Below are 17,168 nucleotides of genomic sequence, written 5' to 3'. Positions count from 1 at the left end.
ATGCCAATAAGAACAGGCCGACGCCAAGGACAACGCTGCCGTTCCGGGGTGGCAAACCTGACTCAGCCAGCGAATTGTTTCAGTGCCTGCTCCAGCGAACTGACCTGCCCGGTAACCAGTAAACAACAAGCTAATTGCTTGATTATTGATGCCGGAATAGGCACCTCTCCCGCCAGACAACTTTCGATCCAGCGCGCAGTTTCAGCTGTTTCTTTAGAAGTAGGAAGAGTCGGCGTGTCATCATTGGATAAGCGTTCAATCAATATCCGTTGTTCCCCTTCAACAATAGCGTGAATCGGCGGGCAACGCAGTGGGTTGGCATACACTTCACCTTCAGTGCCCTGTAGCAACAACGCTGGCGCACCGATCTCTTGGAAGAAACTGCCGACTTTTTGCATATATTCTGGGTGTGAGACACTCGCCAGACGCAACGATGGGTGTTGCCCAAACGGCGTCGCCAATTTGGCCAAGGTATGGCTACTGTTACGCACGCCCATCTGCCAGCGTAACGCTAATTGTTGATCCAACTCAGGCGAGAACACCGCTACCGGAATAAATACCGGCAAACCATGATCTAAACGGGTTTGCGCATCGTCTTTGGTGAGCGACCACGGCACGCCCAGCGCCTGAAATATTTCCGCGCTAGTGACACGAGTGCTGTCCTCAGTCACACCGTGAATCACCACAGGGAATCCCAAGCGAGAGAGCAACAACGCCAATAATGGAGTTAAATTTGCCTGCTTGCGTGCGCCGTTATAACTGGGGATCACCACCGGAATTGGCCGTCCCTGAGGGGCTTTCAGATTCATAACCTGCTCTTGCATTGCCCGATAAAAACCGAGTATTTCCTGTTCCGATTCACCTTTAATTCGAAAAGCGATCAGAATTCCACCCAATTCCAGTTCAGGAACCTGCCCTTGTAGCATCCGTTGATAAAGCCCATAGGCCGTTTCCTGATCCAGATCGCGGGCATGATTTTTACCCCGCCCCACTTCTTTGATAATTTTGCGGTAATCCATCGACAAGGCTTCCTTCTCGCTATTTTTGTTAGAATAAAAAGGGTTTAACGGTCGATTATTGGCCACTGGCCATCAATATCATCCGCTACCGAGAGTGACATTGCTTCGACGCCGTTTGGGTGTTCTTTTCTTACCTATCACCGCCTTGCGCGGCGTTTTTTTCACACTCACCGGCAGTGCGGCAGCGGCGGGCATTTCAGGTTGTTCAATCGGAAAAACGGGCAACGCCGCCAGTAAACGCGCACCGTAGCCTTTCGTCAGTAATCGACGGTCATAAATGACAATTTCGCCACGGCATTCATTACTGCGAATTAATCGGCCAACCTGCTGAATCAGGTTAAAAGACGCGCTCGGCAAACTTTGGACTTCAAAAGGATAGCGTTTTAATGATTTTAGCCACTCTCCTTCTGTTAATATCACTGGGCTGTCGATCGGCGGAAACGCTATTTTGTGAATGTGTACTTGGGTCAGCAATTCGCCTTTAAGATCCAGACCTTCAGCAAATGACTGCAAACCAACCAACACGCTAGCGGTTCCCTGCTCAACCCGTTTTCGATGCTCTTCGACCAGACGATAACGAGGCTGATCGCCCTGCACCAACAGCATCAGCCGCAGATCTGTCACGTGACTGAGAAAAGTCTGCATCGCCCGATGACTGCTGAACAAAATCAGCATCCCTTTATGTCGGCCACTGGCTTGTTCAGCGCGGAAAAACTGCGCCATTTCAGCCAGATGATCGGCCTCATTGGCCATAGTCGGCTCAAAACGCATTTGCGGGATCACTAACTTGCCCTGCTCAACGTGGTTAAACGGCGAAGACAGAGCCACAAAACGATCACCCGCCTTCTCACTCAGGCCGGATAATTCTTGCAGGCGGGCGAAGCTATTTAGAGAGCGCAACGTGGCCGATGTCACGATCACATGAGGGACTTTTCGCCATAGCATTTTATCTAACTGATCGCTCACGCGAATACCCACACAGTGGAAAGACAGGTGCGTTTGGTTTTCACGATATTCCCGCATTACCCATTTGGATATCGGCGCGTTAGAGGCTTTATCCAGTGCTGCCAAACGCCACAATTTGGTCATCGCTTCCAGATAACCAAAGGTTCGGCTCATTTGTAAAATGGCTCGATGCAAACGAACAATATCGTGCTTGCCGGTTTGTTCGCTCAAATCGTTCAACACAAATTCAGTCAGACCCCGCAGACCATCGGTCAATTTGAACAGTTTGGCACAACTTTCCGTCAGCCTCTCGGGCAAAATACCCATTTCGAAGCGGTGAGTTGCCTGAATACTATCGGTTGGCAACAGTTGGTTGACCTGCTGCTCAACGTCAAGAATCAGTTCCCGCATCTGCTCGCAATGATCTTGCAAGCGCTCAGGATTAGCCAGCTTTGGTGGGTTTTTGGGCCGGTATTGCACCATACATTGATCTACCAGTCTGGCGATCATATCCAACTGTAGATTGGCAAAAACTGCCGTGATTTCCCCTTCAATCTCCAGTGCATCGCGCGCAACATCCGGTAAATGGTGGCCTTCATCCAACACCAACAGTAATTCTTTCGGATTAGGCAACACTGATTCAGTTTCCAGCGCCGCCATCACCAGAGCATGGTTGGCGACCACCACATCGGCGGTTTCGATCTCTTTACGCGCAATATAAAAGGGACATTCGCGAAAATAGTGACAATTCCGGCCTAAACAGTTGGCTTTATCCGTACTGAGTTTGGCCCACAGCCCATCGCTCAGCGACTTTTGATGATGATCTCGCAAACCATCCCAGGCATAGCTATTGAGAGATTTTGATAATGCCACACAGGTAGCCTGCTCTTCCCCGTTGGCCGGTGCCAGTTCATCACCCAAAAATAGCGATAAATCCCCTTGACCAGAGACATCGGTACACATGGCGGCCAGATTACGTGGGCACACATAGCGCCCACGGCCAAAGGCTCCGGTGAATTTCAAATCAGGAATGATTTTTTTCAGTAATGGCAGGTCTTTGCTATAAATCTGATCTTGCAACGCAACGTTCGCGGTACTGACCACCAGCGGCTTGGTTTCCGCCCGACCAATGGCAATACCGGGAATCAAGTAAGACAAAGTTTTCCCCACACCCGTTGGGGCTTCGATGGCCAAATGTCGTCCAGCATCACCTGCCAACGTTTTCGCTACTTCGGCAATCATTTGTCGCTGCGGTGTTCGAGAAACAAAGTCCGGAATTTGTTGCCCAAGCGCTTTATACCATTGGCTGATCTGGTTTTTTACTGCGGGGGATAACGCCATGCATATCTTATCTAAACTGAATGTTGTCCTATTGTCCCACAGAGTGCCGCTCACGTCAGCCTCTTAAAAACAACAATGAGCCACCGTTATGTCTGCCAGACTCCCTTATTTTCATTAATATCGTTCTTAAATTCACTTTGTCATAAATATATCACACAGTTGCGGTAAAAATTCTGCGCTGAGAAAGTTCAGACTGATATTGAATACAGCAAAAAAATTGGTGATTAGCATCTTTCAATAAGAGAAACAGGGCAAAACATGAAAATTAATATTCTGGCAATGCTTATACCGGCACTTTTCATTACCGCCACCTCCCACGCAGCAGAGATTTATAATAAAGACGGTAATAAATTAGACTTATACGGAAAAGTAAAAGGCTTGCATTATTTCTCTGACAATAAAAATAGTGATGGCGATAAATCTTATGTCCGCTTTGGTTTTAAAGGCGTGACACAGATTAATGATCAACTATCTGGTTATGGCCAATGGGAATATAACGTAGCTGTTAATCATGCCGAAAGCGAAGGCACCACCGATACCAAAACCCGTTTAGGTTTTGCTGGCTTACGTTATGCTAAATTCGGTTCCTTCGATTATGGCCGCAACTACGGTGTGTTATACGATATCGGAGCTTGGACAGATATGCTGCCAGAGTTTGGCGGTGACAGCTATGTGAAAACCGATAACTTCATGACCGGCCGCACCAACGGTGTAGCCACTTATCGTAACAGTGATTTCTTCGGGTGGGTAGACGGCCTGAAATTTAGCCTGCAATATCAAGGTAAAAACGACGATACGTCACGCGGTACTTCGAAACAAAACGGTGACGGTTTTGGTCTGGCGTCCAGCTATAACATCGGCTCTGGCGTGAGCGTTGGTGCGGCTTATACCTCTTCCAACCGTACTACCGCACAAAAAGCGAGTGCATTTGGTAAGGGCGATAAAGCCGATGCCTGGGCTACCGGTCTGAAATACGACGATAATGGCATCTATTTGGCAGCGACTTATGCTGAAACCCGCAATATGACCCCGATTTCTGGTACTGCCAGCATTAATAATACGCCAACAGCCGTTAGCGGGTTTGCCAATAAAGCGCAGAATATTGAGTTAGTCGCGCAATATCAATTTGATTTTGGTTTGAAACCATCGCTGGCATATGTTCAGTCTAAAGGAAAGGATATTGAAGGTGTCGGCGATGCCGATCTGGTTAAATATATTGATGTGGGTGCCTATTACTACTTTAATAAGAATATGTCCACCTATATTGATTATAAAATTAATCAACTGAGCAGCGATAATAAACTTAAACTGAATAGTGATGATATCGTTGCAGTCGGCTTAGTTTATCAGTTCTAAGATTTAGGAAAGTATTACCCTCATTTTATATGAAATATTTTCAAATCATTCGCCGGGATTATTCCCGGTTTTTTTATGACAATCGTTTGTTTTATCTTCAATATAAATAACAATCCCCTACGATTACGCAATACCGCTGTTTAAGGGCGTTATCCACCTGATTCCACGTAACCATCCCGCTAGCGATTGGAGTACGGGCCGCTGTAGCAAGACTAAGATTACATTGCATTACATCAAATGCATCCCAGCATCCGTCGGCGATCAAGTGTAAGGAAATAACCCGCAGATAGACATACAACAAACAAGGAGTTATTCGTCACATAATATCAGATAAAAAGCATATTTAATTCTTTGCTTATTGTGAGCAATATCATGTCTACTTATAACACTATTTTCCCCCGTGCTTACCTGTTGAATAATCTATGCTAAAGCAAGCTAGTCGTAATCCGTGGCCACTCATTGGCGCGCTTTTCACGCTGTATTTCGTCTGGGGTTCGACTTACCTGGTGATTCGCATTGGCGTAGAAAGCTGGCCCCCGTTGATGATGGCCGGTATTCGCTATCTGGTCGCGGGTATTCTCCTGTTTGGTTTTCTCATCATTCGCGGCCATGCCTTGCCCACCGCACGTCAGTGGCTAGCAGCCAGTGCTATCGGGATTTTGCTATTGGCGATTGGTAATGGTCTAGTCACCATTGCGGAACATCAACATGTTCCATCAGGTATCGCCGCCGTTATGGTCGCCACCGTACCCTTATTCACTTTATGTTTTAGCCTGCTCTGGGGCATGAAAAATACCAAATTAGAATGGGCGGGTATTGCTCTCGGCTTGGTTGGGATAGTCCTGCTGAATACTGGCAGTAACCTGACCGATAATCCCACTGGCGCCCTATTGATTCTGTTGGCATCGGCCAGTTGGGCTTTTGGTTCTATCTGGAGCTCAAAACTGGCACTCCCCACTGGGGCGATGTCCGGCGCGGCGCAAATGCTGGTTGCTGGCGTGGTATTACTGCTGGGTTCAACCCTCAGCGGTGAAGAACTGACACAACTGCCAACGACTAGCGGAATTCTGGCACTGCTTTATCTCATTGTTTTCGGTTCGATGCTGGCTATCAGTGCCTATATGTTCCTGCTGAAAAACGTGCGCCCGGCGGTAGCGACCAGCTATGCCTATGTCAATCCAGTGGTCGCAGTGTTACTCGGTATCGGTTTCGCGGGTGAAAGTCTATCGCTAACCGAATGGCTGGCGCTTGGCATCATCGTTTCTGCGGTGCTATTGGTGACATTAGGCAAGTTTTTGATTGGTAAACATTAAAAGTTGCGCCTTTGTTTCACCCTGGTAAACGACTATAATTGCGGATGTTTCAATAAAAAGTGAATATATAACTATGCAGAAGAAATTACTGATTGCCCTGTTTGCCGTGATGGCACTGAGTTCTCTTGGCGGCGTATTCCTCGCGGGATTGAACATGTATACCCGTTCAACTACTCCGTTGGAAACCGAAACGGCATCATCGCCATTGGGGGATATCGCTCCAGCAGGTATGTCAAATCAGGCGAAGGCCAAGCCTTAATCTCCCGCATCATTGCTGAGAACGCGGTCACAACCCTATGCCGTTTAAGTACCGTGGTAGGCGTAAAAAAGGGCCAAGAACGCGCAAAACGTCCTTAACCCTTTTATTTTCGCAGCTCACCATGCTCCTGCGTTTCTATGACTGCTTCAGAACCCAGATAAAGTATTTACCCTCCCTCAGCTCAGCGCCTTCCAGGATTTTCTCGAAACCAGGGAATTTATCTCCCCACGCCACGATGCTCCGAATGTAACGCAGCCAAGGTTCATCCTGAGAACCAAAACTTTCTCCTGGCATGATAATAGGAATACCCGGTGGGTAAGGAATAACCCCTACCGCCGAAATGCGACCAGCCAGTTTTTCAATTGGTAGTAATTCGCAACGACCAGCCATATGATCCTGGAAGGCTTTGCGCGGCAGAGTAATAGGTTTTGGTAAGTTGCTGAACGCTTCAGACTGGAGTTTATCCATTTCACTGGTTTTCATGTGTGCAAACATATCATCACACAGATCTTTCAGTCCCATTTTGCCATATTGCTGTGGATAATTTTTCGCCAAATCCGGTAGGCAAAGCGCGATTGGCGTATTGTCATCATAGTGCTGTTTGAACTCCAGCAATACGTTGATTAAAGTCCCCCATTTCCCTTTGGTGATACCGACGGAGAACAGACACAACACCATAAAATCAGTGGTCCGTGATGGTACAATTCCTTTTTGCCCAAGGAACGCCGTCACTACCGCCGCTGGAATCCCTGTATCCAGCATTTTGCCGTCGTCGCCCATCCCCGGCACCATAATGCCAGCCTTGATCGGATCCAACATGCACCAGTCATCTTCTAACTGATCAAAACCGTGCCAGTTGTCGCCCGGCTTCAATACCCAGCAAGATGGGTCGGTAGTCAACTGTTCGCGCGACGCTTGGGCAAAGGGGACTTTTTTACCGGTTTCAGCATCGGTAATCTCCGGAGCATTCCACGGTTTGAAAAACCAGTCACCCTGCTCAGCGAAAGTATCATGAGCACGCGCCAGTGCCAGACGGAAATCAACCGCCTCGTTGATCACTTCCTGAGTCAATGCCTCTCCTTGCTCACCATCCATCATCGCGGCACCCACTTCGTTGGCGGCAATAATCGCATACAGTGGCGATGTCGTGGATTGCAGCATATAAGATTCGTTAAAGCGGGAATGCTCTATTGGTTTCTTACCGTTACGGACGTGGATATAGGAAGCCTGGGACAATGCTGCCAACAATTTATGCGTTGATTGGGTAGCAAATACCGTCGGGCCGTCAGGATCATGATCCGCAGGGTTTCCACGCATGGCATAGCGATCTTTATACAGCGGATTAAAGCGGGCATACGCGTACCAAGCTTCATCAAAGTGAATCTGATCCACACTTTTTGCCAGCAAATCCTGCGCCTGTTTCGCGTTATAGCACATACCGTCGTAAGTACAGTTGGTCAATACCGCATAAACGGGTTTGGTACTGTTACCCTGCGATCTTAACGGATTCTGTTCAATTTTTTGCTGGATGACTTCCGGCTTGAGCTGAGATCTTGGAATCGGCCCGATAATACCGTAGCGGTTGCGAGTTGGCATAAAGAATACCGGCAAGGCTCCGGTCATCACTAAACCCTGTTCAATAGATTTGTGACAGTTACGATCGCACAGAGCGATTTCTTTGTCTCCGATCACTGCCGCCATCACGGCACGGTTAGAACCGGAAGTACCATTCAGCATCGAATAACTCATGTGCGCACCAAAAACTCGGGCGGCATAAGCTTCTGAATCTTTGATCGGCCCGCTGTGATCGAGCAGAGAACCCAAGGATTCACGTTCAATACCGGTGTCGGTACGGAATAGATTTTCACCAAAGAAATCGAGGAACTCACGACCTACGGCAGTTTTGCTGAACGCAACACCGCCCTGATGGCCCGGAGCAGCCCAGGAATATTCAGGATTATTTTCCGTATACTGGAATAAAGCTTTAGTGAACGGTGGCAATAGCTGTTCGTAATATTTAGTGATTAACGCATGAGCACGAGCTGCAATAAACTCAGCGGTATCTTCATGCATCCAAATAAATTCATTTACCAGACGCATGGTTTCAAGGCTGAGACTATTAATACACGAATGCTCCGCCATCAATAATACCGGTACATTCTTATTGCGTCGGCGAATATCTTGCAGCAGTGCGAAAGCCTGACTATGGGAGGCGTCATCATTCCCTCCAGAGGTCCAATCGACGAAGATACAACACAAAGATGAATCTGAAGCGACTGTGGCTGTGCCGTCTTCAAAAGTGGCCGCAGCGATAACATTAAAATTGATGTCTCTTAGGGCTTCAATCAGTTCGTTCACAGCTCGTCCATTGGCGGTATTGGTTTCAAGAATATTACTGTCAACCACCAGAACGTTGCGTTTTTTGTGACTACTTAAATCAATCATCGTAGCTGTCCTTGTTAATAGACTAAAACATCTGATTCATTCTCCCCGCGCTTTGGCTGCGGGGGGAGATAAATGAATTAATTGCTTTTATCGAGCGGAGCATCCAACGGGAATGGGTTTTTGTGTATACGGTTATAATTGAAGGTATAGAGCGCGGTGATCACCATCAGCACCACGAACGACCACATGACTTCTTCAGCACCAGAGCCCACCACGGCCCAGATACAATAAACAAACGCCACCATCGTAATCGCAATGTAGGTATTGATCTGTTTACCTAAATGACCATGCCCCAACAGCAGTAACGCAGCGCAGGTGTAAATATAAGGTACCAAAGTGAATATGACCGAGACGGAAGAAACCAGACCGAATTCTTTAGTTGCATTAGGAGAAATACTGCTGATCTGGAATAGGGTCATCAGTACCCCCAAAATCAGAAGCCCGGCGACCGGCGTACCGGCTTTATTGACCTTACCGAAAATCGGTGGGAACAAACCGTCATCCGCCGCCGCTTTAGCCGTTTGACCTGCAACCAGCGTCCAGCCCCCGAGTGAACCTAAACATCCAGCAGCCGCACACAGAGAAACCACTGCCCCTGCGGTATCACCTAATGCCATACGCGCCGCATCGCCAAAAGGTGAAGCTGAAACTTTCAGCGCTGCGTTTGGAATCATCCCCATAATGGCAGTACTGGATAGGACATAACATACCGCAGCAATCAATACGCCACCGACAGTTGCAATAGGCACGTTACGTTTTGGATTTTTAACTACCCCAGCCGCAACCGAGGCGGTTTCAACCCCGATAAATGACCATAATGTCACGTTTAGGGTGCTTTGAATCGCGCCAAAAGTCCCCATTCCGCTAACATTCCAAGCTTCCATGTAGGTTTCGCCTTTGAACCAAAACCAGCCAAACAGCGCGACCCCGACAATTGGGATTAAGGCCAGTGAGGTAGCAACCGCTTGCACCCGTGTTATCATTTTTGGGCCAATAATATTCAACCCAACGAATATCCACAGAACGATAATGCAAGTGATGGTTAATACCATTGGTTCTTTTAAGATAGGGAAGAAATAACTGAGGTAACCGACCCCAATTACCACCATCGCAATATTCCCAATCCAGCAAGCCAACCAGTAAAGAACGTTAGTCTGATAACCTAAAAAAGGTCCGAATGCGCGACGTGCATAAGCATAAGACCCCCCTGGGCTATCATCAATTGATGACATTTTTGCATAAACAATTGAAAGTGCCAGTGCACCAATAATAGTGACCAACCAACCAAAAATAGCGATACCACCCGTTGATGCCAGATTCGCAGGCAACAGAAAAACACCAGAGCCCATTATATTGCCTGCAACCATTAAGGTAACAGGGATTAGGCCCACCTTTTGATCATCTGTAGACATAGGTCATCCTTACAAACCCCGACTAGTCGGGCTAAAATAATGAGTAATAACCAAATGCATATTTAAAGATAGTCGATGAAATTTATAAAGAAAGAAAATAAATAATCTAAAAAAGTTTAATCTTGATCAAAAAAAAGCCATAGCAATAACTTGTAGAAGGAAAGTTATCCACGCAATACCAAGTAAGGAGAAGAATAACAACTCGTTATTATGATAATAACAAGATTGAAATTAAAGCCATTGATATAAAAGGTTAAAATGATATTTTCGATAAAAAACAATTAATGACAACCCCCATGGGACAATGGTGTGACGATAAGTTTAATGATAAAACACTATTAACAGCAATTACAGCACAGGGCATCAGAATAAAACACCAATTTTAATATAATATTAAATATAACAAACCACTTAGTGACGTAATAATTATATAGGTAAATAGATATTATTGAGGCTATTTAATCTCTTGGGTTTATTGGTATCATCCATGTAACAATATGTGACTTAACTGTATGGAAGAACATATATAAGAGCATACCATCCAACTATTGATATAAATCAAATTTAGTCATTATAGAAAATAAAAGTTATTGATCATCCACACAATAAACAAACATCACTATATTAATCAATGACTCCATCCCTAACACGGAATTTGTTTTCTGTTATTTGAGCATCGCGCCTGTGAAAAAATAAACTTTTTAATCAGTACGAACTGAACTCACTTATTTTTCAATCCTATTAGCGGCAATCACTATGTGATTTTTAGCTATTGATGTAACATTCGATGCCATCTCTGTCATTGAAACCATAATAACGGCCATCACCTGTTAACCCAGGCACATTGAATTTCAGTATAAAATATAGCTATCTGGTTGACGCACATGGGATCCGAGCTTTCTAATATCACTGAAAGAATAGTGAAAGATAATAATGATTATTCTGATGTAGAAACTTGCTGTATGTCACGCCAGGCTGAAAGTCGCCGCGTCCAGCGCTCAAACAACATATCCGTAATAATCGCCAACAACGCTACCACCAGCGCCCCCTGAATCACATAGGCAGTATTAAAACCGCTGAGTCCAATAATAATGGGTGAGCCCAGCGTTTTGGTGCCAACGGTAGAGGCAATGGCTGCGGTGCCAATATTAATAATTACCGATGTGCGAATTCCTGCCACCATCACCGGTGCAGCCAGTGGCAACTCGACACGCCAGAGGATTTGCCTGGCGCTCATTCCAACGCCCTGTGCCACTTCGCGAATTGACTGCGAAACAGACTCGATCCCCGTTAGCGTCCCTTGCAAAATCGGCAATAAACCGTACAACACCAACGCGATAATCGCGGGTTTTTCACTAAACCCCATAACTGGCACCGCGATAGCCAATACCGCGACAGGGGGAAAAGTTTGTCCGATAGCCACAACGGTTTCGACGACCGAGCGAAATTCCCGGCCAGCTGGGCGAGTGACTGCAATCCCAGTGGCCACACCGCAAATAATGGCAATAACGCTGGAGACCAGAACGAGTAGTACATGAGCCTCAACTAAAGACCAGAAACTGTCCTGTAAATACACGGGTCGATCGAGATCGGGAAACCATACGGCGAACAGGCCGTGTAACGATGTCATACCAAACACCAACCCCACTAACAGCAATATCACCCAGCTCAGCGGATCGGTTAACCGACGCCAGATGCAACCCTCGCTAAACCTTTTCATGGTTTTCCATCCTCGACAATCAGATCGGAAAAATAGAGTACACCAAGAGGTTTAGCCAAATCGTCGATCACCTGTAGCTTGTCGGCCTTGCGCGAAACAAACAGCGATAATGCTTCCCGTAGACTGGTTGAAGCCAGAATAGGTTCCCCCGCAACAGTTTCCCCTCGACGCATCCGCTGCTCGGCCCACCCGAGCGCCAATAACTTGATGCCTACATCGCTACGGCCAAAGAAATCTCGTACAAAGTCATTAGCCGGTTGGGTTAACAGTTCAAAAGGCGTACCTTGCTGAATAACTTTGCCCTGATCAAGCAGCACGATGCGATCGGCTAGATTCAAAGCTTCATCAATATCATGTGTTACTAACACAATAGTACGACCAGACAGTTGATGGATTCGGGCGATTTCGAATTGCAATGCCGAGCGGGTAACCGGATCCAGAGCACCAAAAGGCTCATCCATCAACAACACTTCCGGATCGGCCGCCAGCGCTCTTGCCACACCAACCCGCTGCTGCTGACCACCAGAAAGTTGATGGGGATAACGGTGGAGAAACTGTTCTGGATCCAAGTGTAGCAACGTCAATAATTCGCTAACCCGTTGCTGTATTTTAGCTCGTGGCCATTTCAGCAACTGCGGTACGGTGGCAATGTTCTGTTCAACCGTCCAGTGTGGGAATAGGCCGATAGACTGAATGGCGTAACCCATGCACCGTCGCAAATCCTCCGCTTTAAACTTTTGGATTTCTTCACCGGCGAAATGAATTTGCCCTTCATCATGTTCAATCAGCCGGTTAATCATTTTCAGCGTAGTGGACTTACCCGATCCTGAGGTTCCAATCAGTACTGTGAATTCCCCCTTGGCAATATGCAGAGAAAGATTATCCACCGCCACTTTACCGGCGAAGTATTTACTAACATGATAAAACTGAATCATCGGCGTGCCACGTCCAAAAAAGTAACTATAAATTTAAACAGTGAATCAACAACGATGGCCATCACTATGACGGGAATAACCCCCAACAGCACCAGGTCCAATGCGCTACTGAGTAACCCCTGAAACACTATCGCCCCCAGCCCACCAGCACCAATTAAAGCAGCAACGACTGCCAGGCCAACGGTTTGCACCGCAATAATACGAATACCCGAGAGGATCAGTGGCAAAGCTAGCGGAATCTGCACGCGAAAAAAAAGTTGACTGCGTGTCATCCCCATACCTCGAGCTGACTCCATCACGCTATCGGGCACGCTTTCTAGCCCAGCAACGACGCTACGAACCAGCGGTAATAAGGCGTAGAGAACCAATGCAATAATCGCCGGAGCCAGACCTATACCACTGATGCCCAGAGTGCTCAGCCACGGCCACGCGGCGGCCAATCCGGCTAATGGCGCGATAAGTAAACCAAACAGCGCGATAGAAGGTACCGTTTGAATAATATTCAAAAAGGAAAAAATTGCGGTACGTAAACGATAGGAACGAAAACACAGTAAGCCAAGAGGAATTCCCAGCAGCACGGTAGGAATTATCGTCGCCAGCAAAATCCCCAGATGCTGCCATAAGGCATCGTCGAAAATATCCTGCCGATTAGCATATTCTTTCATCAGAGAGAGCTGATCCAGTTGACCACCGACCAACAACACGATAATTGGCAACAATACTTGCAAGCTTGCCAACATACGCCAGACTGGGCTGACAATAGCGCGGGATAAGCTGTCTGCGGCAATCAAGAAACTCAGCCCCCCCATCAGCCAAAAAGCACTACCTAATGAAGTCCGCACCAGACTGTCTTCCGGCCCAGAAAGTTGAAACGCCGAGAATCCCGCCAGCCAGGTTAAGCCAAATAACAGTAACTCGGCGGACAGCACGACCAAACCACAGTTCACGCGATTAGGCGGCAAAAAAGAAAGCAAGACTAAAAGGATCACTGGCAACAGTAAAAGCCAGACTGCCCCATGCAGCAAAGAGAACAAGGCTATACCCTGCCCTGAAATCAACCGGTTCGGCGCATGGCTGAGAAACGAGAGTCCGCCGCCAGCCAAAATCAACAACATGACCAACGTTAGCAACACGCGGTTTTTTACTACCATAAACAAAAGGTCTCCATGACAGGCAAATACCGAATCCTTTACCGGCCCGTATTACACAAAACGAATTACCCTTTGATGAACCCTTTTTCTTTTAGATAATTCGCCGCAACTTTCTTCGCATCCTGTCCTTCAACGGCAATGCGCGCATTCAATTTCTGTAAGGTAGGTCCGTCAAGTGTAGCGAAAACCGGATTGAGTATGGCCGGTATCGTCGGATGTTGCTTCAACGTGACTTCGCGAATAATGGGTGCTGGCGCATAGATAGGTTGAACCCCTTTTGGATCCGCTAACGTCTGTAATCCCAGAGCCGCTACCGGGCCATCCGTACCATAGGCCATGGCAGCATTAACACCCGAGGTCTGCTCTGCTGCAGCTTTAATCGTCACTGCAGTATCCCCCCCGGCCAACGATAGCAGTTGATCCTGGCTCAACTTAAATCCGTAGGCCTGCTCAAAAGCGGGTAAGGCATCAGGTCGCTCAATAAACTCGGCAGAAGCCGCCAGTTTGAATTTCCCCCCACTACGCACCCATTGGCCTAAGTCATCTAGTGTCTTGAGGTTATTCTGGCTGGCTAAATCCTGACGAATGGCAATAGTCCAAGAGTTATTGGCTGGCGCAGCTTCAAGCCATACCAACCTGTTTTTTTCATAATCGAGTGCTTTGACTTTGTTATAGCCAGCCTGAGCATTCTTCCAAGCCGGATCTTTCTCATCCGAGAAGAAAAAAGCCCCGTTACCGGTATATTCTGGATAAATATCAATCTCACCAGCAGTCATCGCTGCTCGCACGACTTTAGTCGTCCCTAACTGCGATTTATTGGTCGTTTTAATATTATTGGCTTCCAAAACCTGCACAATGATATTGCCCAACAGCGAACCTTCAGTATCAATTTTCGAACCGACACGCACACTATCAGCGGCATGAGCCAAACCGGAACCCAGACTTAACATGATGGTGGCCAGTGCAAAAATGGGGCCGCGGGTAAGATGTAGCGCCATCGATTTACCTCTTGTCAGCGAATGAATTTAATCAGTTACAGGGTTATTTATGGCCCAATAACTATTAACAAATCAATAACTATATTGACTTTATTTATCTTAATCCAGTAACCAGTCCACACTACCCCCCCTAATCAACCGCCATTCGCCTCAATATAAATAACCATTAATTTTGCTGGTTTGTCGCCACTTAGTCTGACTAACCAGACTAAGTGGGGGGATGAATATATGACGAAAAAATACCTTTATTCAGTATAGTCTTTTAGCCAACATTCCTGCAGCGCAGTGATCTCAAGCGAGATCAACTGCTTGGCATCGCCCTTAGTTCACGCCACTCACAGCGTGGTTCGGCAAAAGTTTAATGGCTAAAATATAAACATATCGCGAAAAAATATTGTTTATCTATCGAACAAAACTCAGAGCCAGCGCGCAATAGAAAAAGATAACACCCAGAGAAAATCCCATTGAGCAAATTTCGATATATAGTGTTCAGTCACTGTTTTCTTTAACCTATGGACAGATAACTCACTATGAATCCTTCCTTTCTGGTTAGCCCGCAGTGGCTGGCTGAACATTTAAACGATAACCAAGTGGTTATTCTGGACATCCGCCTACAACCTCCGGGACAGTCTCCGCTGCGAAACATTCGCGAGGAGTTTGAGTTGGCGCATATCCCTAGAGCCGTTTATTTGGATATTGATGCGATATCTGACCACAGTACCCTTTTGCCACATATGCTACCTACCGCCGAAGCATTCAGCGAAGCAATCGGAAAACTTGGGATCAACGATCAGCACACAATTGTACTGTATGACGATGGCAACCTGTTTTCCGCACCACGCGGTTGGTGGATGTTTCGTACTTTCGGCGCTCGCGACGTTAGGGTTTTGGAAGGAGGATTCGAACAATGGCAACAAGCGGTTTATCCGCTGGAAAGTGGGCCAGCCAATCCCAGTCCACAATGGTTTACTGCAACATTGAAAAGATCATCAGTTAAAAATGTCGCTGAAATACTGAAAGCAATAGACGATCCAGAGACTCAGATTCTGGATGCACGTCCGGCTGCACGTTTTGCCGGCCATGAACCTGAACCACGCCCCGGTCTGAGATTGGGTCATATTCCGGGAAGCATCAATATACCCTGGGGGCAGATGATCGATAAAGGCCAACTTAAATCATCGGATACTTTACGTGAAATATTCCAATCAAAAGGCGTTGACCTGAATAAACCGATTATTGTCAGCTGTGGCTCCGGCGTGACAGCCGCCGTGCTGGCTTTAGGTTTACATGCGGTGAAAGCCCGCTCGGTGGCGCTGTACGATGGCTCTTGGGCGGAATGGGGAGCCTCTGATAGTTTACCGATTGCAACCTTGGTTAAATAACACCGTAGGTGCACGATAATATAGCTGCAAACAAGTCGTGCATCTCAAAACAAATAAAATAACAAAAATTGATGCCATCTTATATTTTTACGATTTTGAAGAAAATATTTTTGATATTAGGATTGATTATTTGAAATATTATAAAATCGAATTACCACTAATTAAATAATATAATTAATCTAAGAAAATACTCCTGCTTGTTGACAAGCGTGACAATAGTGCCACGCTTCTCTTTTCCCGCATTTATTTGCCATACCCAACAAAGGAGGCGACTCGCCGGATAACTACTGTGACTAACCTAACTAACCGAAAAATAAAATTATTTTTTCGGGCCACGTACGCGCAGCGTCAGACCTTTCAGGAAATAACGCAATACCTGATCGCCACAAGGGCGGAAGTTTTTGCTGTCATCCTTACGGAATAATGCATTCAATTCAGGTTTGGATACAGGGAAATCAACAGACGTAAAGATATCGTGCATGTCAGTATCTTTTAGCTCAAAGGCTACACGCAGCTTTTTCAGTACAATATTGTTAGTAATACGGGCTTCAATAGAAGGCGCGGGGAACTTGTCGTCTTTACCGCGTTTAAAGAAGATCAGGCCATTAAGAAAATGAGCCATCACCTCATCAGGACAATTCTGGTAGCCATCTTCATCTTCTTTTTTAAGAAAATTAACGATATCCGTACTGTTCACTTCGAAATCCGTTAACTTAATGATTTCTACAATTTTTGCATCGTTAACATTAAGCACATAGCGAACACTGCGGAGCACATCGTTGTTGATCATATTACTGCCCTATTTTAAATTAATTTAATAGACGTGTGCGAATGTCGCAAGAATAACAGAATCACTTCTTTAACGTCTGGCGGGCAGTATTATATAGATTTA

13 protein-coding genes are annotated in these 17,168 nt (G+C 46.5%); 4 read left to right on the top strand and 9 right to left on the bottom strand.

Translation table 11 applies throughout. From position 1 onward, the window contains the following. Nucleotides 1–62: 62 nt before the first annotated feature. Together ybiB and dinG are read right to left on the bottom strand one after the other, a co-directional pair. Entirely contained in the window at nucleotides 63–1,019 is a 957-nt protein-coding gene (gene ybiB, locus DJ39_RS08865) for a DNA-binding protein YbiB (protein ID WP_038251303.1), read from the bottom strand. 78 nt (nucleotides 1,020–1,097) lie between these two features. Further along, nucleotides 1,098–3,305, bottom strand: a complete 2,208-nt coding sequence (dinG, locus tag DJ39_RS08860; RefSeq protein WP_004717104.1) for an ATP-dependent DNA helicase DinG — start codon at nucleotides 3,303–3,305, stop codon at nucleotides 1,098–1,100. 258 nt (nucleotides 3,306–3,563) lie between these two features. Between dinG and ompC the strand changes: the two genes are divergently transcribed. The 3 genes from ompC to DJ39_RS08845 all read left to right on the top strand — a co-directional run bounded on the left by ompC (nucleotide 3,564) and on the right by DJ39_RS08845 (nucleotide 6,233). Continuing rightward, nucleotides 3,564–4,661, top strand: a complete 1,098-nt coding sequence (gene ompC, locus DJ39_RS08855; protein WP_004717101.1) for a porin OmpC — start codon at nucleotides 3,564–3,566, stop codon at nucleotides 4,659–4,661. Between the two features lie 422 nt (nucleotides 4,662–5,083). Further along, on the top strand, nucleotides 5,084–5,974 hold the full coding sequence (yedA, locus tag DJ39_RS08850; protein WP_004717098.1) for a drug/metabolite exporter YedA: 891 nt from the start codon (nucleotides 5,084–5,086) through the stop codon (nucleotides 5,972–5,974). Between the two features lie 73 nt (nucleotides 5,975–6,047). Beyond that, entirely contained in the window at nucleotides 6,048–6,233 is a 186-nt protein-coding gene (locus DJ39_RS08845; protein ID WP_004717095.1) for a hypothetical protein, read from the top strand. 135 nt (nucleotides 6,234–6,368) lie between these two features. Here the strand turns inward: DJ39_RS08845 and DJ39_RS08840 are convergent, their stop codons facing one another. The 6 genes from DJ39_RS08840 to osmF form a co-directional block, all read right to left on the bottom strand. Beyond that, the gene (locus DJ39_RS08840; protein WP_004717094.1) at nucleotides 6,369–8,678 is read right to left on the bottom strand and encodes an Orn/Lys/Arg family decarboxylase; all 2,310 of its coding nucleotides are present in this window, start codon (nucleotides 8,676–8,678) and stop codon (nucleotides 6,369–6,371) included. Nucleotides 8,679–8,755: 77 nt separating this feature from the next. After that, nucleotides 8,756–10,090 (bottom strand): arginine/agmatine antiporter, encoded by a 1,335-nt coding sequence (gene adiC, locus DJ39_RS08835; RefSeq protein ID WP_038244376.1) that lies wholly within the window; start codon nucleotides 10,088–10,090, stop codon nucleotides 8,756–8,758. 937 nt (nucleotides 10,091–11,027) lie between these two features. Beyond that, entirely contained in the window at nucleotides 11,028–11,810 is a 783-nt protein-coding gene (locus tag DJ39_RS08830; protein WP_038244378.1) for an ABC transporter permease, read from the bottom strand. Further along, a complete protein-coding gene (locus DJ39_RS08825; protein WP_038244380.1) occupies nucleotides 11,807–12,745 on the bottom strand; it encodes an ABC transporter ATP-binding protein in 939 nt (312 codons plus the stop codon). Before DJ39_RS08825 ends, DJ39_RS08830 begins: the two co-directional genes overlap by 4 nt. Then, a complete protein-coding gene (locus DJ39_RS08820) occupies nucleotides 12,742–13,896 on the bottom strand; it encodes an ABC transporter permease (protein WP_004717084.1) in 1,155 nt (384 codons plus the stop codon). The genes DJ39_RS08825 and DJ39_RS08820 overlap by 4 nt, the downstream gene beginning before the upstream one ends. Before the next feature lie 65 nt (nucleotides 13,897–13,961). Beyond that, complete coding sequence (gene osmF, locus DJ39_RS08815) at nucleotides 13,962–14,894, bottom strand: glycine betaine ABC transporter substrate-binding protein OsmF (protein ID WP_004717083.1); 933 nt, start codon at nucleotides 14,892–14,894, stop codon at nucleotides 13,962–13,964. A gap of 530 nt (nucleotides 14,895–15,424) precedes the next feature. Here osmF and sseA point away from each other — a divergent pair. Beyond that, on the top strand, nucleotides 15,425–16,276 hold the full coding sequence (gene sseA, locus DJ39_RS08810) for a 3-mercaptopyruvate sulfurtransferase (protein ID WP_004717081.1): 852 nt from the start codon (nucleotides 15,425–15,427) through the stop codon (nucleotides 16,274–16,276). A gap of 319 nt (nucleotides 16,277–16,595) precedes the next feature. On the opposite strand, the gene DJ39_RS08805 is transcribed toward sseA, so the two are convergent. Continuing rightward, entirely contained in the window at nucleotides 16,596–17,066 is a 471-nt protein-coding gene (locus tag DJ39_RS08805) for a YehS family protein (RefSeq protein WP_004717076.1), read from the bottom strand. Between the last annotated feature and the right edge of the window lie 102 nt (nucleotides 17,067–17,168).

The organism is Yersinia ruckeri ATCC 29473 (assembly GCF_000754815.1).
Lineage (GTDB): Bacteria > Pseudomonadota > Gammaproteobacteria > Enterobacterales > Enterobacteriaceae > Yersinia > Yersinia ruckeri.
Note: the sequence above shows the minus strand (reverse complement) of the source record. Positions and strands in the feature narration are given on the sequence as shown.

Bases quoted from the DNA above. Each gene is read 5' to 3' on its own strand.
- ybiB (WP_038251303.1), bottom strand. From the start codon at position 1,019: ATGGATTACCGCAAAATTATCAAAGAAGTGGGGCGGGGTAAAAATCAT.
- dinG (WP_004717104.1), bottom strand. From the start codon at position 3,305: ATGGCGTTATCCCCCGCAGTAAAAAACCAGATCAGCCAATGGTATAAA.
- ompC (WP_004717101.1), top strand. From the start codon at position 3,564: ATGAAAATTAATATTCTGGCAATGCTTATACCGGCACTTTTCATTACC.
- yedA (WP_004717098.1), top strand. From the start codon at position 5,084: ATGCTAAAGCAAGCTAGTCGTAATCCGTGGCCACTCATTGGCGCGCTT.
- DJ39_RS08845 (WP_004717095.1), top strand. From the start codon at position 6,048: ATGCAGAAGAAATTACTGATTGCCCTGTTTGCCGTGATGGCACTGAGT.
- DJ39_RS08840 (WP_004717094.1), bottom strand. From the start codon at position 8,678: ATGATTGATTTAAGTAGTCACAAAAAACGCAACGTTCTGGTGGTTGAC.
- adiC (WP_038244376.1), bottom strand. From the start codon at position 10,090: ATGTCTACAGATGATCAAAAGGTGGGCCTAATCCCTGTTACCTTAATG.
- DJ39_RS08830 (WP_038244378.1), bottom strand. From the start codon at position 11,810: ATGAAAAGGTTTAGCGAGGGTTGCATCTGGCGTCGGTTAACCGATCCG.
- DJ39_RS08825 (WP_038244380.1), bottom strand. From the start codon at position 12,745: ATGATTCAGTTTTATCATGTTAGTAAATACTTCGCCGGTAAAGTGGCG.
- DJ39_RS08820 (WP_004717084.1), bottom strand. From the start codon at position 13,896: ATGGTAGTAAAAAACCGCGTGTTGCTAACGTTGGTCATGTTGTTGATT.
- osmF (WP_004717083.1), bottom strand. From the start codon at position 14,894: ATGGCGCTACATCTTACCCGCGGCCCCATTTTTGCACTGGCCACCATC.
- sseA (WP_004717081.1), top strand. From the start codon at position 15,425: ATGAATCCTTCCTTTCTGGTTAGCCCGCAGTGGCTGGCTGAACATTTA.
- DJ39_RS08805 (WP_004717076.1), bottom strand. From the start codon at position 17,066: ATGATCAACAACGATGTGCTCCGCAGTGTTCGCTATGTGCTTAATGTT.